Source organism: Methanothrix sp. (assembly GCA_029907715.1).
GTDB lineage: Archaea > Halobacteriota > Methanosarcinia > Methanotrichales > Methanotrichaceae > Methanothrix_B.
Genome location: JARYLI010000002.1, coordinates 41439 through 62072 on the forward strand (window position 1 = coordinate 41439; position 20634 = coordinate 62072).

18 protein-coding genes and 1 tRNA gene are annotated in these 20634 nt (G+C 54.8%); 7 read left to right on the plus strand and 12 right to left on the minus strand.

Translation table 11 applies throughout. From position 1 onward, the window contains the following. Positions 1-137: 137 nt before the first annotated feature. Entirely contained in the window at positions 138-1421 is a 1284-nt protein-coding gene (gene lysA, locus QHG98_01810) for a diaminopimelate decarboxylase (protein ID MDH7596469.1), read from the minus strand. An 83-nt stretch (positions 1422-1504) separates the two neighbouring features. Here lysA and QHG98_01815 point away from each other — a divergent pair, with 83 nt between their 5' ends. After that, on the plus strand, positions 1505-2446 hold the full coding sequence (locus tag QHG98_01815; GenBank protein ID MDH7596470.1) for a HEAT repeat domain-containing protein: 942 nt from the start codon (positions 1505-1507) through the stop codon (positions 2444-2446). A 4-nt stretch (positions 2447-2450) separates the two neighbouring features. On the opposite strand, the gene mscL is transcribed toward QHG98_01815, so the two are convergent. Continuing rightward, positions 2451-2903 carry a large-conductance mechanosensitive channel protein MscL gene (gene mscL, locus QHG98_01820; GenBank protein MDH7596471.1) on the minus strand — a complete coding sequence of 151 codons (453 nt, stop codon included), beginning with the start codon at positions 2901-2903 and terminating at the stop codon, positions 2451-2453. A 211-nt stretch (positions 2904-3114) separates the two neighbouring features. On the opposite strand from mscL, the gene QHG98_01825 reads away from it, so the two are divergent. After that, positions 3115-3888: an alkaline phosphatase family protein gene (locus tag QHG98_01825; protein MDH7596472.1), complete on the plus strand. Its 774-nt coding sequence runs from the start codon at positions 3115-3117 to the stop codon at positions 3886-3888. A 175-nt stretch (positions 3889-4063) separates the two neighbouring features. Here the strand turns inward: QHG98_01825 and QHG98_01830 are convergent, their stop codons facing one another. The 4 genes from QHG98_01830 to larA form a co-directional block, all read right to left on the minus strand. Further along, positions 4064-4651: a YkgJ family cysteine cluster protein gene (locus QHG98_01830; protein MDH7596473.1), complete on the minus strand. Its 588-nt coding sequence runs from the start codon at positions 4649-4651 to the stop codon at positions 4064-4066. 59 nt (positions 4652-4710) lie between these two features. Continuing rightward, positions 4711-5370, minus strand: coding sequence for a phosphoribosyltransferase (locus QHG98_01835; protein MDH7596474.1), 660 nt, complete (start codon positions 5368-5370; stop codon positions 4711-4713). Positions 5371-5626: 256 nt separating this feature from the next. Beyond that, positions 5627-5809, minus strand: coding sequence for a hypothetical protein (locus QHG98_01840; GenBank protein ID MDH7596475.1), 183 nt, complete (start codon positions 5807-5809; stop codon positions 5627-5629). A 157-nt stretch (positions 5810-5966) separates the two neighbouring features. Beyond that, positions 5967-7172 carry a nickel-dependent lactate racemase gene (gene larA / locus QHG98_01845; GenBank protein MDH7596476.1) on the minus strand — a complete coding sequence of 402 codons (1206 nt, stop codon included), beginning with the start codon at positions 7170-7172 and terminating at the stop codon, positions 5967-5969. A gap of 812 nt (positions 7173-7984) precedes the next feature. On the opposite strand from larA, the gene QHG98_01850 reads away from it, so the two are divergent. Continuing rightward, on the plus strand, positions 7985-8233 hold the full coding sequence (locus QHG98_01850; protein ID MDH7596477.1) for a hypothetical protein: 249 nt from the start codon (positions 7985-7987) through the stop codon (positions 8231-8233). A 299-nt stretch (positions 8234-8532) separates the two neighbouring features. Here QHG98_01850 and QHG98_01855 read toward each other — a convergent pair whose 3' ends face one another. Continuing rightward, a complete protein-coding gene (locus tag QHG98_01855; GenBank protein MDH7596478.1) occupies positions 8533-8904 on the minus strand; it encodes a winged helix-turn-helix transcriptional regulator in 372 nt (123 codons plus the stop codon). A gap of 614 nt (positions 8905-9518) precedes the next feature. Here QHG98_01855 and QHG98_01860 point away from each other — a divergent pair. Beyond that, on the plus strand, positions 9519-11753 hold the full coding sequence (locus QHG98_01860; protein MDH7596479.1) for a DNA topoisomerase I: 2235 nt from the start codon (positions 9519-9521) through the stop codon (positions 11751-11753). 382 nt (positions 11754-12135) lie between these two features. Here the strand turns inward: QHG98_01860 and QHG98_01865 are convergent. The 3 genes from QHG98_01865 to lonB all read right to left on the minus strand — a co-directional run bounded on the left by QHG98_01865 (position 12136) and on the right by lonB (position 15761). After that, positions 12136-12210 (minus strand) — tRNA-Ile (locus QHG98_01865). 348 nt (positions 12211-12558) lie between these two features. After that, positions 12559-13872, minus strand: coding sequence for a TldD/PmbA family protein (locus tag QHG98_01870; protein MDH7596480.1), 1314 nt, complete (start codon positions 13870-13872; stop codon positions 12559-12561). 8 nt (positions 13873-13880) lie between these two features. Next, on the minus strand, positions 13881-15761 hold the full coding sequence (gene lonB, locus QHG98_01875; GenBank protein MDH7596481.1) for an ATP-dependent protease LonB: 1881 nt from the start codon (positions 15759-15761) through the stop codon (positions 13881-13883). 367 nt (positions 15762-16128) lie between these two features. Here lonB and QHG98_01880 point away from each other — a divergent pair, with 367 nt between their 5' ends. Genes QHG98_01880 through QHG98_01890 form a run of 3 tightly spaced genes read left to right on the plus strand, consistent with a single transcriptional unit; the run spans position 16129 to position 19266 of the window. Next, positions 16129-16359: an Lrp/AsnC ligand binding domain-containing protein gene (locus tag QHG98_01880; protein MDH7596482.1), complete on the plus strand. Its 231-nt coding sequence runs from the start codon at positions 16129-16131 to the stop codon at positions 16357-16359. Beyond that, on the plus strand, positions 16359-18200 hold the full coding sequence (locus tag QHG98_01885; protein ID MDH7596483.1) for a DNA topoisomerase VI subunit B: 1842 nt from the start codon (positions 16359-16361) through the stop codon (positions 18198-18200). Before QHG98_01880 ends, QHG98_01885 begins: the two co-directional genes overlap by 1 nt. Then, positions 18193-19266, plus strand: coding sequence for a DNA topoisomerase IV subunit A (locus QHG98_01890; protein ID MDH7596484.1), 1074 nt, complete (start codon positions 18193-18195; stop codon positions 19264-19266). The genes QHG98_01885 and QHG98_01890 overlap by 8 nt, the downstream gene beginning before the upstream one ends. Positions 19267-19333: 67 nt before the next feature. Here QHG98_01890 and QHG98_01895 read toward each other — a convergent pair whose 3' ends face one another. After that, a complete protein-coding gene (locus QHG98_01895; GenBank protein ID MDH7596485.1) occupies positions 19334-20185 on the minus strand; it encodes a CBS domain-containing protein in 852 nt (283 codons plus the stop codon). A gap of 3 nt (positions 20186-20188) precedes the next feature. After that, entirely contained in the window at positions 20189-20632 is a 444-nt protein-coding gene (locus tag QHG98_01900; GenBank protein ID MDH7596486.1) for a universal stress protein, read from the minus strand. Between the last annotated feature and the right edge of the window lie 2 nt (positions 20633-20634).

Below are 20634 nucleotides of genomic sequence, written 5' to 3' on the forward strand. Positions count from 1 at the left end.
CAGCAATTCGAACCTGCCACCCGGATGAATGCCTCAATGATTGGTGCACATTCGCTCTGAGAGACTCGCATCAGCCTCCTGCTATGCAAACTCAAACGTCCACTGTATCTCAGCCGCCCCCATTCGTTCTGAACGACTCACATCAGCCTCGGCGGTATGATCTGGCAGGCGAGAAGCGCGCTGATGTCCTCTGCCTTTCTTATGAGCTCCACATCTCCGCTGTGGACCAGAACCTCTGCAGGCCGCGGCTGGCCGTTGTACTGAGATGACATCGAGAACCCGTATGCTCCTGCATCGAGAAACGCCAGGATGTCGCCCCTCTTCACCACAGGAAGCGCTCTTTCACGCGCGAGGACGTCTCCGCTCTCGCATATCGGCCCCACAACAGTGTACCTCTCCGAGATCTCGGCATCTGCCCTGTTCGCCACGACAATGTGATGATAGGCGTCGTAGAGCATCGGCCGTGCGAGGACATTGAAACCTGCATCAACACCCACAAATGTGACGTGCGCCCTTTTGACAACATTCACCCTCGTGAGCAATACAGTGGTATCCGCGACGATGCTCCTCCCGGGCTCCAGAATCAACTTCATCTTAACACCAAGCTCCTCCGATCTTCTCTCGATCACAGGGAGTATGGCATTCGCGAGATCCTCAGGAGATGGCGCGGGAGATGCCGCAGGATCGTACTGTATCCCCAGGCCTCCACCTAGATCCAGTATCTTCACATCACCACCGATACCAGCGATCTCACCCACCAGGTCCATCATCCTGGCAGCTGCCTCTGAAAAAGGCGATACATCGAGTATCTGGGAGCCTATGTGGCAGTGTAGACCGATCGGCTTCACCCCATCCATCTGCATCGCCTTTTCGTACATGCTCCTCACAGACTGCGCAGGTATGCCGAACTTGGAGCTTCTCAGACCCGTGGCTATCTTCGGATGCGTCTTCACCGAGATATCTGGGTTGACCCTGAAGAGGACCTCGACGCTCTTACCCACCTCTGATGCAATCCTGCTCAGGCTCTCCAGCTCCTCCTCAGAGTCAACAGATACCCGAACCCCTGCGGTCGCAGCCATCCTGAGCTCATCATCCCTCTTGGAGTTCCCGTTGAAGAGTATCCTCTCCCTGGGGACGCCTGCGAGCCTTGCGAGGTAGAGCTCTCCCGCGGAGAAGACATCCGCCCCCGCCCCCTCATGTGCGAGAATTCTTATTATCGATATGTTGCCATTCGCCTTCACAGCGAAGTACTTATCAGCATCCGGAAAAGCTCTGTGATACCTCCGAATGTTCTCTCTGAGACGATCCTCTGAGGTCACGTAAACTGGAGTGCCAAACCGCCTCGCTATCTCGACTGTGTCAGCGCCTGAGATGTGGAGATGCCCGTTGACAATCTGGATGTGATCCTTGCCTCCAAACATGATCCACGCATGGATCGGGATATAGGTAAACCTTATCATCCAATCATGCTCGATTGATTGTGCGTGATTCAGAGAGGTGTGGCATGAACAGCGAAAATCCCCTCATGATGCTCAGGAGCGAGAATTACTTTGAGAGCCAGAGGGCCGCATGGGAGCTTGTGGGTATGGGAGAGAGCGCGGTTCCCGGCCTTCTCGAGGCTCTTGATGATCCTGCACCCCATGTACGCTACAGAGCCGCATGGGCTCTCGGAAAGATTGGCGATACAAAGGCGGTTTACGCTCTATCGAGGTGCCTGCTCAGCGACGTGGACCGTGCGGTGAGAGAGTGGTCTGCAGCCGCGCTCGAGGCGATCGGCGATCCATCTGCAGTTCCGGCCCTCGTCCAGGCCATGAGATCCGATTCGGCGAGGGATGTGCGTTTGAGAGCTGCTGCAGCACTGCGCGGCCTGCGTGCTGAGGCTGCGCTCATAGATCTGCTGAATGACACAGATCCCATGGTGAGGGGCATGGCGGTCACAGCGCTCGCCAGGCTGAAGTCGAGGGATGCGCTCCCTGCAGCAGCAGATCTCCTGCGCGACGAGGATCCGGAGGTGAGGAGGAGAGCAGCTGGCTTCATGGGAGAGCTCGCGATCGAGGAGACAGAAGATCTCATCGCCCCGCTGCTCGGCGACGAGTATCTGGACGTCCGGGTTGAGGCGATTAAGGCTCTCGGGCGCATACGCACAGATCGTGCATGCGATCTTGTCGTCTCAGCTCTCAGCGACGATAACCCTGAGATACGGCTCTGTGCCGTGACAACGCTGGGCGAGATGGCGAATCCGAAAGCCCTCAATCCGCTCGTAGATGTCATGCTCAGCGGGGATCTGGAGGAGATCAGGGCATGGGCTGCATGGTCTCTCGGAGAGATAAACGATAAGAGGGCCATAGAGCCTCTCAGGAAAGTCTGCAGCTCAGACCGGTTCCCGGAGATCGTCAGGGAAAAGGCCAGAGCATCGCTGGTAGAGGTTTATGGCCTGAATCTCTGAGTATTCACGTTTTAAGATCGGACGTGCAGTACGGGCATTTTACAGCTGCCAGAGGTATGGTCTCCCTGCAGTACGGGCACTCCTTCGTGTTCGGCTCAGGCGGGGCTGGCGCCTTCTTCATGGCATTGATGCGTCTTATGACGATGAATATGGCCAGCGCCACTATTATGAAGTTTATTATAGTGTTTATGAACAGACCATAGTTTATGGTCGGAGCGCCAGCCGCCTGGGCTGCTGCCAGAGATGGATATGCCTTTCCGTCCAGAGCTATGAACAGATCCGTGAAGTTCACCCTTCCCAGGATGAGCCCCAGCGGCGGCATTATTATGTCCTTGACAAGCGAGTTGACGATCGCCCCGAAGGCCGCTCCGATTATTATGCCCACTGCCATGTCCACGGCGTTGCCCTTCACCGCGAACTCCTTGAACTCATCAATAAACCCCACAAAGATCACCATGATTCTTTAAGTCGGTAGTATGATTAATAGCTTCCCAGTGGTTGGCCTGCCTCAGACGCGTAGATAAACGAAAAAGCAATAAATTCGGGCAGTTCCCAACCATAAAACAGGCTGTGGGGTTAGAGAGATAGCAGAACAGCTTTCCGGATATTGATGCTTATATAAAATATCGTCAGTATTGTGTGATCTTCGAGGGCGAACTTTATTGGCAGTGAAGACAATCTCAAACCAGAACATCATGAGAACTGTGAGCCAGACAGACATCGCGCCGAGCATAGCGCGATCGCTTGGATTTCAGCTCCCAAATCCGGATGGCAGGCCAATAGATGAGATCGAGCGGTGGAGATGCCGGGGGGCGATTCTGATAATAGTCGACAGTCTAGGGTATGAGCTTTACAGATCATTTCTGCCGCACCTGAGGCACATGAGGGAGATCGCTGCCTCGGGCTTCCTCTTCAGAGCTATTCACGTCTCGGATCACACCTCTCCTGCCATAGCATCAATACTCAGCGGGCTCACGCCAGAGCATCACGGCATATACGATACAGAGAGCGCCAAGAGATCGCCGATTCTGAGCATACCTGAGATGGCGAGCTCAGCCGGTCTCAGATCCGCGGTAATAATGGAGAAGGGTGGCGCAGAGGTCTACGACGGGCTGATAGAGTACATAGGAGCTGTACCGAGAACACTACCACCAGATGAGTTTGATCATCATATCTGCCAGCTCACCATCGAGGCGCTATCCATGGATCCGGATCTCGTTGTATCATACTTCATAGGTCTGGATAAGGCTGCGCACAACGGTCTGCATCTCGATGGGTTCGTTAAAGCTGCCGTCTCCATAGACGCCCACATAGGAGAGATATTCAGAAGAGCTGGCTCAAAGACAATGATGGTGATCGTCGGAGATCATCCGGTTCACGCCGGGCATATGAAGAGTGATGACGACCAGAATGTGGCTTTGATAATTGGAAGGAAGATGTGACAGAGAGCGAACTGGAGTCACAGCGAATGATCGCGGTTCCAGGACCTGTACCCTGATCGATATCTCAGTGTCTGCCCTGGAAGCTGGGATCAGAACAGGACGATGATCTCTCCTCTCCACATACCAGTGGATCTCAGAGGAATGATGTCCGTGGAGGAGATCCCTGCCTGATGGCTTACTCTGGCGAGAGCCTCAGAAGAGCATCGTCGAACCATCTTCTCGCCCTTCTCACAGCATCCGGATCATCTGTGCTCCTGTAACCGCTCTCCTTCAACTCGCTCAGCGCCTGTGTGAGGGCTCTGACAGCCTCAATCGAGCCCGGGCAGCTGGTGTGTACCTTCACAGCATCCTCAGATCCGTAAATCCCCAGGAACGGAAATATCCGGCAAGACCACGGCCTGGCCTCGTAGATCCTGCATCCCTTCGCTGATGGATCATAGAACCTGCACGGCCTGGTGTGCTTCATCGCAAGAAAACTCTTCCCGGTTTCTGAGACCCTGCGGGCAGCATACCGCTTCATGGCCCTGCTGGGCGTTATCCGGAGATGTCTGGCGATCCTCCTGATGTCGTCCTCCCTCAACTTTATTGGATCGCCCGTTGTGCAGCAGGTGCCGCATCGTCTGCACACGAAGAGCATGTGGCACGCGATCCGGTAGTAGTCTGCCTGGGAGAGCGCTGGAACGAGCGGATCCTCTGCCCTCGGGTCGCCAAGCATCGATGTCGCCTCGATCAGCTTTATCGCTATCTCTCTGGGAGTTGTCATCAAAACCTCATATCTTTCGTACAACACATGAGATCTTCGATCACTGTCTTGCTCTCCACTCAGACCTCTGCCCTCACGTATCCCCCCGCAGTCATCTCAGCCCTCCCTGTGAAGATCGCGTCTTCCAGCACATCTGAGAGGTCAGGCTCGCTTATATCTATCCCGTACAGCATCCTCAGACGAAGGCGTATCTCCTTCATCCCAACAGGATTGCCTGACAGAACGCGCTCGACAAAGCCGAGCATCTCCTCATGGAATGCCCATGGGTATACGATCCACCTCCATCTCTGAACGATCTCAGAGCAGTAATCTGGCTCCACCCTGCTGGAGACCTTGTGATGCAGGACACCTGTTTTGACATCAGCAGGCCCCAGGCTCCAGAGATACTCCAGCGCGGCGCTCAGCGTATCCCCAGTGTCGGTCACGTCGTCTATTACAAGAACCCTCATGTTTGAAATGTCCACAGATAACGGAAAGCGTATCGTGGCCTTTTCGAGCTGGTGAGCCGCGACCCCCCATCTCTCGATCCGTATGCTTGTGAGCTGCGTGTGCAGAAGGCGGTCGCAGACCACCCTTGCGGGAACGAACCCGCCACGACCTATCGCGATCACGAGATCCGGACGGTATCCGGAGGATTTTATACGAGATGCAAGCTCCCGCTCCAGCCTGTAGGCCTCATCCCATGATACGACCTGGCAATCAAACCGCTCTTCGGGCATCAAAAAGATAAGATGCTCTTATGGATAAAATAGCTTGCAGAGATGAAGATACGTATTTGCTCAATATCGTGAGCGTACTTGAGTTACTGATCAAGTGAAACCGCTATTGGCACAGTCGTTCATCCAGAAATCTTCCATGAGGGCAATTTATCCCTACGTATTGAGCATGTTCAAAGATACCCCTCTCGCGATCGGAATGGGAGGAGATGCGATACAGAAGTCCTGCGCATATCAGAGAGAGCATGCGTGCCCAGAGCTATGCGGTCTCCGCCTCCTGCCTCAGCCTTTCGATCAGGCTTCTTATCATGCTCTTCGTCCTCTCAGCGCTCTCACAGTGCGAGGCTATCTTCGGGCTGCAGATGCTCAGTATATCCATGACCCTGTCCGCGAGCCTGTACTGACCTGCGTCCTCCAGCCGCTCAAGCAGCCTGGCGAGCATGCCGCCGAATCTCCTGCACTCCTCGATGTCGCAGAGCGCGGCATCATGCCTCTCGTACAGATCCTCAAGCTCCTTTATGAGACCCAGCAGGAACTCCCTCTCATCAGGATTCTTACCTTGTGACAGGCCCGTCGAACCACCGCCCTGAAGCTGCTCATTACTGCATCGCCCTTGTCAGCGTGAGGTCTCCATGGGGGATCAGCACAGTCCTGGCATCCCTCCCATGCGTGCTCCATGCCAGCTCCAGCGCCTTCTCAATGCTTCTCACTGGCGTGAAGAAGCACCTTTCAGCCACGTCTCTGGGTATCGATGATACCAGAACAAGGTTGTTCCTGAGGGCCAGCTCTGCGATGTAAGCTGCCTTGTGCCCCCCAAACTCGTACTCTCTCGCAAAGCGCTCAACACACTCCTCTGGCGTGGAACATTCCCTCACCCACCTTTCGAATACCCTGTCGCCCAGACCCTCGGCGCACTCTGCCAGGAGGATGATGGTCCCTCCAGGAGCTGCAGCGCCCTTTGCATTCTCCAGCGCCTTCACAGCCTGGTAGAGGTTGATGTCCTTCGGCCTGCCTCCTGCGCATGTTATGACTACCTCCGCGGGCTTCACCTCCCGCAGGTACATCCTGTCCACAACCGCTGCGCCTGCGCGATGCGCCTTTATGTAATCGCCAGCCACAGCTGAGACGATCTCCTTTCTGCTGTTCAGCACCACATTGAGTATCAGATCGAGCCCTGCTATTTCTGCAGCCTCCTCCATGTCCTGCCTCACAGGGCTGTCAAGAAATCCAGAGCGAGCCCTTGGCTCCCTCATCATCATGTGGTTGCGGTGTATGGATCTCTCAGATGATACTCCTGGAAGAAGAGCCTTCGCACCACCGCTGTAGCCGGCGTAATAATGGTACTCTATGTTGCCTGTGCCTATCACTAGATCTGAGGACTCCACCAGATCGAAGATCTCGACCGGCGTGCCGCGGCTGGTCTCACCAAGATGCACGCATCTCGATGTATCATGCTGGAAATGCGGAAGTCTCACACATCCGCGCAGAAGATGCCTGACCTCATCCTCGGTCATGCGCCGGTGTGTCCCAAGGGCAAAAACAACCCTGAGGTCCTTCACCCCTATTCCCTTAAGCCTGCGCACGAGGGGCGGAAGTATCCTGTGGCTCGGAGATGGTCGGGTGATGTCGCTCACGATCACCGCTGCACTCCTGCCAGAGAGATCCTCCAGGCCGGCGCCAATGGGCGAGTCCAGAGCTCTCTCTATCTCACCATCATGCGCCGGAGGCAGCTCGTTCGGCTTGAGAACCTCCCAGCCATCCTTCAGCTCAAGCCTGATAGATGAATTTCCATAGCCGAGAAGCATGTTAATTAACACCCTGAGATCCGGGATAACAACGACGTCTCTACCTCGAGCTTTATGAAGTTTTCAATCCACATTTTTCCTGGAACTCGGAGGGTGGTTTTGAGCTGATGTGAGCTTATCGCACGCGTCATCGGTTAAGATCGACATGTGTAGAATTGGACTTAATAGTCTTATCTCGCCTCAGTACTGCTATCAGGACTCAAGTCCACAGGCGGTCGATTTGAATCAAACTCTCCACTATGGGGATATCTCAATTTGTCAAATTTCGTGATCAATATATTTACATAAAATCTTAACCGGTGACCAATGGAGCTTATCGCCTGGTTTATCAGAGCCGGATATTTTCACGCATCGTACTTCCCTCCCAGTGCTGTGAGAGATTCGATTGCGTGGTTAGCGCATTTATGTGAACATGCATCACACCGCATGACGACATCTGCGAGCACTGCTGTGAGAGATGGTATTAGGAGAGGAGGCGCCTGCCCCAATGCAAGCGCCAGATGGCATCGCTCGAGCCTTTCTCCAGCATATCGGGAAAACCTGAGATGTCAGGTAAAGGAGGTCAAGTCGCGTGCCAATGCTACCTCATCTTACTGGGTAATAAAGATTTTGATTATAGTATTACAGAACCGTGGATGGATTACCATGTAGCTGAGAAAATCAGCGTTAGACCACACGGTAGGTGTTATGCAGGCGGGGCAGATTCCTGACAGGCATTCTGTGATTTGACAGCCAAAATCTGGCGCACCGCCTGTCCGCTGTTCCCGACAGCTGCGACAACCTATAAGTAGTATGCATTCCCTCTGGAAAGCATGCTTTCTCCTGTGCTCCTGGATATCGCGGCAGCTCTGATCGGGGCTGGCATACTGATAAGCGTAATAAACAATCGCATGGGCTCTGTGAGCATAGGTCTTGGATCCGTGACTGTGGGCGTTGTGCTTCTGTCGAATGTGCCCCAGGGCTGGGAGATTGTTGCTCTGGGATTCTTTGGCATCGCTGTGCTCGCAGGACTCTGGATGATCTCAGTCGGCTTAAAGCGAACTGGTGGAGAGCATTCCTGAAGAGGACTCCATCCCGGTCATACCGGAGCTGGGGTCGTCTGATCAGATCGAATTGAGCCTCGCGTGAGATCCATGCGACCGCGGCAGCTCCGGGCTCAGCTCTGGCTGACCGAACATGCAATAACTGCGCCCGATCAATTCGACCCCGATGCCCATGCCGCCCTGTCTGAATGAGTGGGTCATTCCCGGACGCACAGCTTACAAAAGATGCCCATCGTTATATCAAGCATCGCATTGATGCCGCGTGTCAAATAAAATAATGGCGGGCATCGGGATGCCGGACATTCTGTCAGCAAAGGCTATGGTGAGAGTTCCCCGCTGTTCTGCATTCTCTTTATCTGATTTTTGACGGCCGCCTGCGAGTACCCCACCAGGCTCGCGATCTCCTTTACAGATGGTCTTGGATCAAGTTTCCAGAGCTGCTTTATCTTCTCCAGAGCCTCTTTATCATCTGAAAGCCGCGTCCTTCTCGAGATGCTGCCCCTGGTCATGGGTTTGCCTGCAAGATCTGACTCCTCATGGACAAATCTCAGAGCCTTCGGAGAGATCCCCTGGAGAATCAACTCAGATGCCAGCCTCTTGAGGGTCTTTCGCTGGAGTATAGCCTCCGCCTCAAGTCCCATGTAAGCCTCGGGCGTTATCTCGATCCTGGTATATCGACCACTTGGCATCGAAACAGATCGCCTCTTGTAAACTGGAATATAACAGAGCTAACAGATTACCGATAATGGTGCAGGATGGATATGATCTTTTTGGTTGGACAGGTATCCTGTCTAGTCCCGAAACCTCTGACCTTATATAGTCGACGTTTTGAGGGGTGTTTCAACATGGTTCACGCCTGGAGGTTCCTGAACGTAATCAATCCCCCGGAAGGAGCGCAGAGCAGGAGCGGTGTCTCTTTGGGCAAGTCATCATATGGATAAGAGCGAAGTCAGCTCTTATGTATTCAGCAACTTGGAGGTCATACAGGCCAGTTGCTGAGTGCACTCATTCGCTCGCCAGGCCTTCGACTTCGTCGAAACTCTTCGACGTAGTCGAAGATAAGTCGAAACGAGCGCATAGCAGGGCTGATGCCTCTTCAGGCAAGTTATCAGATGGATAAGAGCGATAAAGTCAAGACTTTTGGGACTAAACAGCCATCACGCTGGACGGGCTCGAGCTCCATGAGCGACTGTTCCCCACGGGCATATTCTCTTCACATCAATCCAGAAAATCATCGGGAGTTCATGATCCACCGTCGATCCCGACAGATTCTTATATTTCCTGTAAGAGTCTCCGGAGATGAATGCACCTCATCATTGCTGAGAAGCACGATGCTGCGAGGCGTATATCTGAGATTCTTGCCGGCAAGAAGCCAGCTGTTGCGAGGGTCTCCGGGGTCGATACATTTCGTTTTGATGATCGTGTTGTCATAGGCCTCAGCGGCCATATCGTGGGCCTTGATTATCCTGAGAGCTACAACAACTGGCAGAGGGTGGATTACAGGGATCTCATCAGGGCGGAGATTGTATCAAAACCCACACAGGAGCGGATAGTCTCTGCGCTCAGAAAGCTCGGCAGGGAAGCGGATCATGTCACGATCGCCACAGACTACGACAGAGAGGGCGAGCTCATAGGTGTTGAGGCTCTACGCATACTGCAGGAGGTCAATCCCTCTGTAAAAGCTGACAGGGTGCGGTTCAGCGCCATAACAAAAAGCGAGATTCTCAGGGCGTTCGCCCAGCCAGGTGAGGTCGACTTCAACCTTGCCGCATCTGGCGAGGCCAGACAGATCATAGACCTCGTGTGGGGCGCAGCCCTGACGCGGTTCATATCAATCACATCAGGCCGGCTCGGCAAGGAGTTCCTATCTGTGGGAAGGGTCCAGTCGCCAACACTGGCCCTGATCGTGGATCGCGAGAAGGAGATAGAGTCGTTCCAGCCGAAACCCTACTGGGAGATTTACGCAGATCTCGAGAAGGGTATAAGGGCGAGGCACGCGAAACCCAGGATCTGGAACAGGGACGAGGTCGATCATATACTGAATTCTCTGAGCGACGTGGCACGCGTGAGATCGATCTCGAGAGGGGAGAGAAGGGACAGGCCACCAACGCCCTTTGATACCACCAGCTTCATCAGCGCAGCTAGCAGCATTGGCTTCACAGCGGCAAACGCGATGAGGATCGCAGAGGATCTTTACACAAACGGTTACATCAGCTATCCCAGGACAGATAACACCGTTTACCCTCCATCGATCGATCTTAGATCGCTGCTCGAGATGCTGTCATCAGGCCCGTTCCGCGAGGATGCCCTGGAGCTGATGAATGGCAGCCTGATACCCACAAGGGGAAAACGCTCGACCACGGATCACCCCCCCATATATCCGACGTCGGTAGCTGATAAAAACGATCTCAAAGAAGATCAGTGGAGGATATACGAGCTCGTTGTGAGGCGGTTCTTCGCGACGCTCTCAGGAGAGTGCGTCTGGGAGACGACGAGCATAAGCTTTGATATCGGTGATGAACTCTTCAGGGCGAACGGCTCCAGAATCCTGGACAAGGGCTGGAGGAGGTACTATCCATACAGCAGGGCAGAGGAGAACGTTCTTCCCCCGCTCGAGGAGGGAGAGGAGCTGAAGGTTCTCGGCCATGAGGTTCTCTCGAAGGAGACCCAGCCTCCGGCTAGGTTCGGGCATGGGCGTCTGGTCAGGCTCATGGACGAACTCGGCCTGGGCACAAAGTCCACCAGGCACGATATAATAAGCAAGCTCTATGCGAGAGCTTACATACACGGCAACCCTATAAGACCGACGAAGACAGCGTATGCTGTTGTGGATACGCTCCAGCGTCACGCCCCTGCGATCACGAAGCCAGAGATGACACGAACCCTTGAGAATGACATGCTCAAGATTGCGGAGCAGAAGATCACAAAGGGGGAGGTCATCGAGGAGTCGAGGCAGATGCTCGAGTCTGTATTCGATGAGCTCCTCGCCCACAGGAAGGAGATCGAGGATTCGCTGAGGGAGGGGCTTCGCGTCGACAGGATAGTGGGCAGATGCAGCCTCTGCGGTTCGGATCTGATTATAAGACGCGGGAGGCGTGGTGCCAGGTTCGTGGGATGCTCCGGATATCCTGAATGCAGGTTCACGCTTCCTCTTCCCAGAGGAGGCATGATAGTGGTCACAGAGCGGAGATGCGAGACACATGGCATGAACCACATCAGAATCATAAATCGCGGTAAGAGGCCATGGGACCTCGGATGTCCATACTGCAACTTCAACAACTGGCAGGCGAAAAAGGAGTCGGAAACGCGGCGTATGCCCGAGCTCGGTGACATCTCGGGAATAGGTCCGAAGAGCAGGGAACGCCTCGAGAATGCGGGAATAAAGACGCTCGAGGCGCTTGTGTCCACAGATCCTGCCAGCATCGCAGAGTCGACCGGCATCAGCATCAAAAAGATAATCGCCTGGCAGAAGTCGGCCAGGAGCATCATCTCCGGAGGTGAGCCGGGCGGCGAGGTGCCTGGATCGTCCACGTGCTGAACATTGATAGAATCGTGTTCGCTTCAGAAGCCACCTGCGATGCTCAGATGCGCTGCAGGTATTTGCTCGATATTGTGAGCGTACTTGAGTTACCGATCAAGTGAGGCCGCTGTGGCATAGTCGTTTATCCAGAAATCCGCCAAGGTGAACTCTACCTCAACGTATTGAGCATGTTCGCTCTGCAGGATCACCTATCGCAATATTGATGCGGTTTTGAAGGGACCTATCAAAATGCTCTTATGTGCTTTGCAACTTGGAGAGACTGCAGAGCTTGCTGCTGTAAGCGCTCATCAACTTGCCGGAAGCGCATAGTGTGGCTTTTCTTCGGGCAAGTTAGCACAATAGCGATCAAAATTTCAGAAACCATCATGCAAGGTGGACATGGGCCTGGCCGGATTTGAACCGGCGACCACTCGGTTATGAGCCGAGCGCTCTAACCGGACTAAGCTACAGGCCCGCAAGACCACAGGAACTCGATTTTATGCAACCACCGGCGTTATGCCTACTTTCCACTCCTGTATTTATAGCTTGTGTTGTGCAGCCAGATTATCATATAAATAATAAAATACTCAAACTAAAATCCACAGCTTTCGAGCAGACTGCCTGAGACACAGCCATTCGGTCACAGGTGAGTGTGCCGAGATGTACGATATAAGCAGGCGCAGGGATGAAAGCATGAACGCTCTTGTCCATCTGATAACTTGCCCGAAGAAAAGTCACGCCGTGCGCTCGTGGCGAGCGAATGAGTGCATTCAGCAACCAGCCTGCATGTTCATCGCTTAATATATAATATCTGGAATGAATTCTAGCCGGCACCGCCGACGACTGCCTCCTCTATCAGGATGTGCGGCGCCCCATCTCCCACAGGCACGACCTGTCCACCCTTTCCGCATCCGCCGCTGTTGAACCTGAGATCGTCTGCAACCGCTCTCACTCCCTGAAGAATGCTCAGAGTCTGCCCAGATAGGGATACATCTCTTATGAGCCCGGCGAGCTCTCCGTTCCTCACAAGATAACCTCTCCTGGCATTGAACTGGAAGATCCCCTCAGCGGTGTTGACCTGTCCACCGCGGCTCCCTATGAGGTAAACTCCATCTTTCATCTCCTCAAAGATCTCTTCCAAACTCCAGTCGCCATTGGCCATGTATGTGTTTGACATTCTCACTATCGGCCGGTTGTAACCCTGAGCCCTGGCGTTCCGTGGATCTCCACCCAGCCTTCCAGCGGTCTCTCTTGTATGAAGATACGATCTGAGTATACCATTCTCAACGAGAACCGTCTCCCTCGCTGCGGACCCCTCATCATCGAAGGGATAGTGGCCGTAATGCATGAGAGATGGATCGTCCTTCACGGTTACAAGCTCAGAGCCTATCCGCTCTCCGATCCTCCCCTGGAGTACTGAGCCGCCCTCAAGAACTATGTCTCCTTCTGTCGCGTGCCCCACTGCTTCGTGTATGAAGACCCCACCCAGCTCCTGGTCCAGCACGACCGGAAACCTTCCGCCCTTGGGGACCCTCGCGTCCAGCAGATCGAGGGCTGTTCTGGCTGCACTGCGTGCGAGCTCAAATGGATCCTCCCGCTCGATCAGCTCCAGCCCGCAGACACCAGCTCTTATCTCGCTGCTTGACTGGAGGAGGCCTGCCCTTGTGGCAACGGCACTTATCCCAAAGCCCGTTCTGGTCACGGAGCTTCTCAGCGATGCCCCATCCGAGCTGCTGTACTCTGTCTCAGTGAGAATATCTGTGTAGAAAACACGCGTGCTTGAGATCCCGGGAAGCCTCGCTGCCCTCTCTATCTCCCTGACGAGATCGACCTTCTCCTCCAGGGAGACCGATGATGGGTCCTTCTTCACCGGTACTCTGCAGCTCACCCCCCTCTCCCCCTCGGCCAGATGCAGTATCTCACGGCCATCGACCGATCTGGCGATCCTCCGGGCCCTCTCGACGCTCTTCTCCAGGTCTTCGATGCTGTCGCTCTTCACAAAGCCCCATGCTCCGTCCACGAGAGCTCTGACAGCCACGCCCTGGAATATGCTCTCCGAGATCTCCTCGACCTTCGAGTTGTCAACAACTATGCTTATCCTCCGGCCCCTGACGATCCTGGTATCGAAGAACTCCATGCAGATCACTAGAGTATGCTCATCGCTGGGCTTGGAATGCCGTCCGGCAGTGAGATCCCTATCTTCTTCTCCGTCGCGAACCTCCTGAGCTTCTCGAGGAGCTTGGACCTCTGCCCGGCCAGGCTGTATTCGAAGACCTCGCTGATATTAGACACAGGTATGATCTCTATCTTATCTCTTATAGATTCATCCACCAGCACATCACCCATGTTGGATCTGGGTATCAGCACGGTCTTTATCCCTGCTTGCGCAGCAGCCTCTATCTTCTGTGTTACGCCTCCAACCGGGAGCACATCTCCTCTGACCGAGAGGGAGCCGGTCATCGCAACGCTCTGCTTCACGGGTATACCCTCAAGAGCAGAGACAACCGCTGTGGCTATCGATATCGACGCGCTGTCCCCCTCAACGCCCTCGTATGTGCCGATGAACTGAATGTGGACGTCCTTTGTTGTTATATCCTCTCCCTGGAGCTTCTTGATCAGCGCAGAGACATTTGTAACCGCTTCCTTCGCGATCTCCTGGAGCCTGCCGGTCGCGATCACCCGCCCCTCCTCCTTCGACTGGGCGGGGGTCACCTCAGCCATTATGGGCAGGACGATGCCCGAGTCGCCGACGACAGCGAGCCCGTTCACCCTTCCAATCTCATCGCCGGAGCTCTTGTACATGCTGTACTCCTTTCTCCTCTCGAGATACCTGTCGGCCATCTGCTGCTCCAGCGATCTCGCCATCCTCTTCGCCTCTATGACATGCCTCGCCTCGGTCAGTGGAGCGCCCTCAGATCTCGCGATATCGCCGGCGACGCGTATCAGCCCTCCAAGGTCTCTGAGCATCAGTGTCAGATGCCCCTTTCTGCCGGAACGCCTCTTAGCCTCTCTGATTATCTCAGCCACCGCATCCCTCGTGAAGTGCGGGATCTTGCCGTCCCGCACGACCTCCTGGGCCACGAACCTTATCAGCTTGTCCCTGTTCTCCACGGTGTCCTCCATTGTGTCCCTCATGTAGACCTCGTAGCCGTAGCCCTTGATGCGGGATCTGAGCGCCGGATGCATTCCCTGCACCGCATCCAGGTTCCCCGCGACGACCATTATGAAGCTGCAAGGCACAGGCTCCGTCCGCACGAGAGCTCCTGAGGATCTCTCACTCTGCCCTGTTATCGGGTAAGCGCCTTCCTGCAGGGCTGTGAGGAGGCTCTGCTGCGACTCCAGACGGAGCGTGTTGATCTCATCGATGAACAGCACACCCTTGTGTGCCCTGTGGATGGCGCCACACTCGACCCTCTCATGGCTCGGGGTCTCCAGGCCACCTGACTGGAAGGGATCGTGCCTGACATCACCGAGCAGTGCTCCGGCATGCGCACCTGTTGCATCAACGAATGGAGCGGTCTTCTTGCCGCTGTTATCCACCAGAAGCTTTGGGATGAACACATCCTCTTTTGGTATGAGATACCTCATTGAAAGGAAAATGAGCGCTGCTGCGATTATCCCGAAGAGAAGCTGGCCCGTGTAGTAAGCGTATACTATCAGCCCCATGACGATGAGCATGAAGAACATGTTCCTCGTCTGTACCTTCTTCCTGGCCTCCATCTTGTGCGCATCCACGATCTGCCTGCCTCTACCTGCCGGCACGACCCTGATGCGCGGGTTGTTGTTGTCCTCCGGATTGTGATAGACCAGGATGTCCTGCAGCTCCTCCACAGGAAGCAGCTCGCTCATGGCCTTTCCAAGCATCGATTTGCCGGTGCCGGGCGAGCCTATGAGCATCACGTGGCGGCGCTGGTGTGCCGCCTTCCTGATCACCTCCACCGCCTCCTCCTGGCCTATGACCTGATCTATAAGGCTCTCGGGGACGGCGATGCTGCTCGTATCCTCGAACTGAATGCTGCCAAGCAACTCGTTCGGTTCTTCCATACTCAATATCTGCCTCTAAATCTGATCGTTATCCTTCTGATCTATATATTTGATGCTTGCCTCGCGCGGGCGTCCCAGATCACTGCGAGTAATTCTGTGGAACAACAGGGTGTGGGTCCAATCCGCTGGGGGGCATCTCCGGAACCATTATGTACGCAGGAGACCATATGACTCCTGTACACGCTGCTGATCAGCGAAGACCATAATGCTCGTGAAGACCAGCCACAACTCATGCGTACATGAGTCGTGGCAGCCTGCGGAAAGCACAGAGTCCTATCTGTGATCCGGGGATACGGCTGGATGTAAAGTTAATATAATATGCGGTAGCGTGTGTTTATGGTGAGCGCAAATGGTGATTGGAGTAACAATGGTCAAGGTAGTGCCTGGACAGGAGAAGCCGGTTTACAGCGCGCTTCGAGAGATTGATGGCATAAAGAACGTTTATCACGTCTTCGGAGAGTTCGACTTCGTTGTGATCATAGAGGTCGATGGTCTGAGCATGCTGAACCGCCTGGTCGATACGATTCGTGAGATCGAGAACGTAACAGCAACACAGACCGTGGTTGGGGCAGAGCTTTAATGGACACAGCCGAGGAGCTGGCAAAGCATCAGAGATCGATATCTGTTGCGGAGTTCTTTGAGAAGAACCGCCAGATTCTTGGATTCGACTCAGCCCCTCGCGCCCTCATCACATGCGTCAAGGAGGCTGTCGACAACTCCCTTGACGCATGTGAGGATGCCGGCATACTTCCCGATATTTTTATACAGATTAGGCGTGCAGGTGAGCTTTACCGTGTCATAGTCGAAGACAACGGTCCTGGCATCGTGCCATCTGAGATCCCCAGGGTCTTCGCAAAGCTGCTCTACGGCTCCAGGTTTCACGTTCTCCGGCAGAGCAGGGGGCAGCAGGGTATAGGCATATCTGCAGCTGTCCTCTACTCACAGCTGACCACAGGGAAGCCGACGAGGATCACATCAAGGACATCTCCTGAGAGGCCAGCGAGATACGTGGAGGTCATGATTAACACAGCGAAGAACGAGCCGGAGATCATCAGGGAGGAGGATATCGACTGGGAGCGGCCAAGGGGCACACGGGTGGAGCTTGATATCGAGGGATCGTATGTCCGTGGCAGGAGGCAGTCTGTTTACAGCTACCTGAAGAACGTCGCGATAGTGAATCCGCATGCCAGGATAACATTCGTGGAGCCCGATGGATCCACAGAAAGGTTCGAGAGGGCCACAGAGCTTCTTCCAAAAAGAGCATATGAGATAAAGCCCCACCCCGCAGGTATAGAGCTGGGCGAGCTCACGAAGATGCTGAGATACACTGAGAGGAGAAAGCTCTCCAGCTTCCTGAAGGAATCGTTCTCATCCATCGGCAACATCGCTGCTCAGGAGATCATTCAGAATTCGGGCCTTGACCCATCGATGGATCCCAGAAGCCTTGACTACGATCAGTCCAGGCGACTCTTCGAGGCGCTCAGACGGATGAAGCTGAAGTCACCTCCGGTCGACTGTCTCTCGCCGATAGGAGAGGATCTGATAAGATCCGGCCTTGCAAAGGAGTACCGTGTGGACTTCATCGCGACCGTCTCAAGACCCGTCTCAGTCTACTCCGGAAATCCCTTCGTGGTCGAGGCAGGGATGGGCTTCGGCGGCGAGCTAGATCGGAACGGCAGGGTGGAGATCCTGCGGTTTGCGAACCGCGTGCCTCTCATATACCAGCAGGGAGCCTGCGCCATAACCCATGCGATAGAGGGGGTGTCCTGGAAGAGCTACGGCCTGGACCAGCCTGGGGGGGGATTGCCGGTCGGGCCTGCTGTGATACTGGTGCATGTGGCATCCACCAACATACCATTCACATCTGAGTCAAAGGATGCTGTGGCAGACATCCCGGAGATCCTGACAGAGATGGATCTCGCGATGAAGGAGATCGGCAGAAAGCTGAGGAGATTTCTCGCAATCCAGGAGACGCTCTCTGAGCGCAGGGAGAAGGAGGAGATCATAGGCAGGATACTTCCGAGGATGGCGGACAAGCTCGCAGATATGCTCGGGCTCGAGAGGCCTGACATAAGCAGGGTCGTGGCCAGGATCATGGGCAACATTCTGGTCAGAAGGGAGATCGAGCAGGAGGACGGTCGATTGAGGGTGTGCATAGAGATAGAGAATAACACATCCTCGCAGAGAAGCTTCAAGCTGCACGAAATCCTCCCTGTGGAGGCAGAGGATCTTGATCCGCCAGCGAGAAGGGTCGCTATGGGAGACCGCTATGATCACCAGTGGAAGATAGCAATCCGGGCAGGTGAGAAGGTGATCCTGAGATATGCAGTAAAGAACCATCTGCAGAGAATGCCGGAGGCTGTTGTTGAGGGGCTGGAGCCTGAGATTGTGACAGGGGCGAGGGTGCTTTCTGATGCATGATCCGGAGAGCAGGCTTCTCGGCATAGCAAGGTCACTCTACGACCAGTTCAGAGAGGGCACTGTCCCTCATCTTGTGCTTCCGACGAGGACCAAGAAGAACATCGAGTACAGCACAGAAGATGATGTGTGGGTGTATGGCGATCAGGAGAGCGTGAGAAGCGTCAAGACGATACGCGGTGCGAAGACACTGCTCAAGACCGTGCATCTGATAGATCTCCTGGTAACAGAGCATCTCAGAGGGAACCGGGCTTCAACTCTAAGGGAGATATACTACATCTCCGAGAACTGGGATCTCGCCAAGTTCGCAGAGCAGGCCGAGAGCGACCGTCTAATCGAGGATCTCGAGATAATCACAGGCCTTCAGCGGGAGGATTTTCATGTCAGACCTGAGGAGGACGGAGCCGCTGTATTCGGCCCCCTCCGGATCAGGGAGCGGACGCGCCGAGGCGAGCGTGAGATACACTGCCAGGAGGATATAGGAGAAGCAGGCTATCAGATACCGTTCAATGTCGACTTTGTTGAGTTCCTGGAGCACGATGCCAGGATGGTCATAGCAGTGGAGACCGGCGGAATGTACGCCAGGCTGATCGAGAACGGGTTCGATGAGGAGTTTGATGCAATTCTGGTTCACCTAAAAGGCCAGCCGGCGAGGTCCACCAGGCGCTTCATAAAAAGACTCAATACAGAGCTTGGTCTGCCCGTAGCAGTCTTCACAGATGGGGATCCGTGGAGCTACAGGATATACGCGAGCGTCGCGTACGGCGCGATAAAGAGCGCGCATCTCTCCGAGCATTTAGCCACCCCGGATGCGAAGTTCCTGGGCGTGCAGCCCACAGACATCGTTGAGTACAACCTCTCCACAGACAGGCTCACAGACAGGGATCTCCATGCACTGAGAGCAGAGCTCACAGATCCGAGGTTTGGAAGCGATTACTGGCAGAAGCAGATACAGCTCCAGATAGACCTGAAGAAGAAGGCAGAGCAGCAGGCTTTCGCCGGCAAGGGTCTGGACTTCGTCACGAAAAGGTATCTTCCGGAGAGGCTCTCAGATCTGGGGATGGCATAGAGCGCCAGATATGACCCTCAGACCATCAAAGGAGCAGTGCTGGCTCTCAAACCAAACGCCATCGCGGTTACCTTCCGTATGCTGAGATGAAAGGAAGCAGGAGGTTGTAGTCGTTCAGCATGCCGATGAGCTTCCTGTGAGCATTGACGACCGGCATCTGGTCGATCCTTTTCTGTGACATTGTCCTTGCGCACTCGCTGACCCTGCTGGATCTCAGGGCGGTTATCGCCTGGACCATGGCCTCCCTAACCCTCACATCCTTCAGCCTGATCTTCGATACCTGGTAGTACCTGGATATGGCCTCCTTCTGGCTCTCCCAGCTCCACTCGTCCATCTCGGGAGCGGTGTCTGCATCTGCCCTCTCCAGGGACTCCTCGACGACGCTCTTTGCTATCAGATCCCTGTCCGTGACTATGCCGACAAGCTGCAGATCTGTGTCGATCACAGGGCATGCCTGGACTCCGGCATACTCCATGATCGCGCCCACCACCGGCAGCGGCATCTCCGACCAGACAGCGACAACATTCCTCTCGAAGTACTTATCTATGGTCTCATCGATGTTTAGGGTCGCGATCACCCTCACGATATCCGCCACGCTGATGATTCCAACCAGCCTACCGTCTTCGACCACAGGCAGACGTCTCACACGCTTCTCAACGAAGAGCTTCGCAGCATCAACCAGACGATCTTCAGGACGCACGACATAGGGGTTCCTGGTCATGAGCATGGCGATCTGGTCCTCCTCCGGGTTCCGGAGGAGATCTGTCCTGGTGACCATGCCGACAACCGTGCAGTTCTTTACGACAGGAACGCCAGAGACATGCCGCTCATTCAGGACCTGCAGCACCTTATCCCTGGTGCCCGGCAGGCTCACATAAGCGACATCCCTGACCATTGCATCTCTGACCAGGATATCCAAATGTCAACCCTCCTTCCTCTCTCCGGGCACTGTTAAAACTGGAACCCTGGAGTGCTGAACCACCTTCTCCGCAACACTTCCGAGGAGGAACCTGTCGAGGCCGCTCCTCCCAACGCTTCCCATGACGAGCATATCCACGTTTAGATCACGTGATAGCTTCAGTATCTCATCAGTCGGCTTCCCCTCGACAACCCTCTTCTCGCACGCCACGCCCGCGTTCGATGCAATCGACTCCACGTATGATGTGGCATCCTCCCCCTCCTTGAGGAGCATATCCCTTATGCCAACCAGGATCATCTCATCCGGAAGGTGGCTGAGCCTGCCCGTGTCTGCCACGTAGACCGCTATGACCCTGGCCCCGAGATTCCGGGCAAGTTCCACACCAAACCTCGCGGCCCTCTCGCTCGTCTCAGAGCCATCCGTTGCTATCATAATCTTCTCGATCATGT

What these genes read in the sequence shown, in the direction of transcription:
- lysA (MDH7596469.1), bottom strand. Translation starts at nt 1,421, where the DNA reads ATGTTTGGAGGCAAGGATCACATCCAGATTGTCAACGGGCATCTCCAC.
- QHG98_01815 (MDH7596470.1), top strand. Translation starts at nt 1,505, where the DNA reads ATGAACAGCGAAAATCCCCTCATGATGCTCAGGAGCGAGAATTACTTT.
- mscL (MDH7596471.1), bottom strand. Translation starts at nt 2,903, where the DNA reads ATGGTGATCTTTGTGGGGTTTATTGATGAGTTCAAGGAGTTCGCGGTG.
- QHG98_01830 (MDH7596473.1), bottom strand. Translation starts at nt 4,651, where the DNA reads ATGACAACTCCCAGAGAGATAGCGATAAAGCTGATCGAGGCGACATCG.
- QHG98_01835 (MDH7596474.1), bottom strand. Translation starts at nt 5,370, where the DNA reads ATGCCCGAAGAGCGGTTTGATTGCCAGGTCGTATCATGGGATGAGGCC.
- QHG98_01840 (MDH7596475.1), bottom strand. Translation starts at nt 5,809, where the DNA reads ATGCTCGCCAGGCTGCTTGAGCGGCTGGAGGACGCAGGTCAGTACAGG.
- larA (MDH7596476.1), bottom strand. Translation starts at nt 7,172, where the DNA reads ATGCTTCTCGGCTATGGAAATTCATCTATCAGGCTTGAGCTGAAGGAT.
- QHG98_01850 (MDH7596477.1), top strand. Translation starts at nt 7,985, where the DNA reads ATGCTTTCTCCTGTGCTCCTGGATATCGCGGCAGCTCTGATCGGGGCT.
- QHG98_01855 (MDH7596478.1), bottom strand. Translation starts at nt 8,904, where the DNA reads ATGCCAAGTGGTCGATATACCAGGATCGAGATAACGCCCGAGGCTTAC.
- QHG98_01860 (MDH7596479.1), top strand. Translation starts at nt 9,519, where the DNA reads ATGCACCTCATCATTGCTGAGAAGCACGATGCTGCGAGGCGTATATCT.
- QHG98_01870 (MDH7596480.1), bottom strand. Translation starts at nt 13,872, where the DNA reads ATGGAGTTCTTCGATACCAGGATCGTCAGGGGCCGGAGGATAAGCATA.
- QHG98_01880 (MDH7596482.1), top strand. Translation starts at nt 16,129, where the DNA reads ATGGTGATTGGAGTAACAATGGTCAAGGTAGTGCCTGGACAGGAGAAG.
- QHG98_01885 (MDH7596483.1), top strand. Translation starts at nt 16,359, where the DNA reads ATGGACACAGCCGAGGAGCTGGCAAAGCATCAGAGATCGATATCTGTT.
- QHG98_01890 (MDH7596484.1), top strand. Translation starts at nt 18,193, where the DNA reads ATGCATGATCCGGAGAGCAGGCTTCTCGGCATAGCAAGGTCACTCTAC.
- QHG98_01900 (MDH7596486.1), bottom strand. Translation starts at nt 20,632, where the DNA reads ATGATCGAGAAGATTATGATAGCAACGGATGGCTCTGAGACGAGCGAG.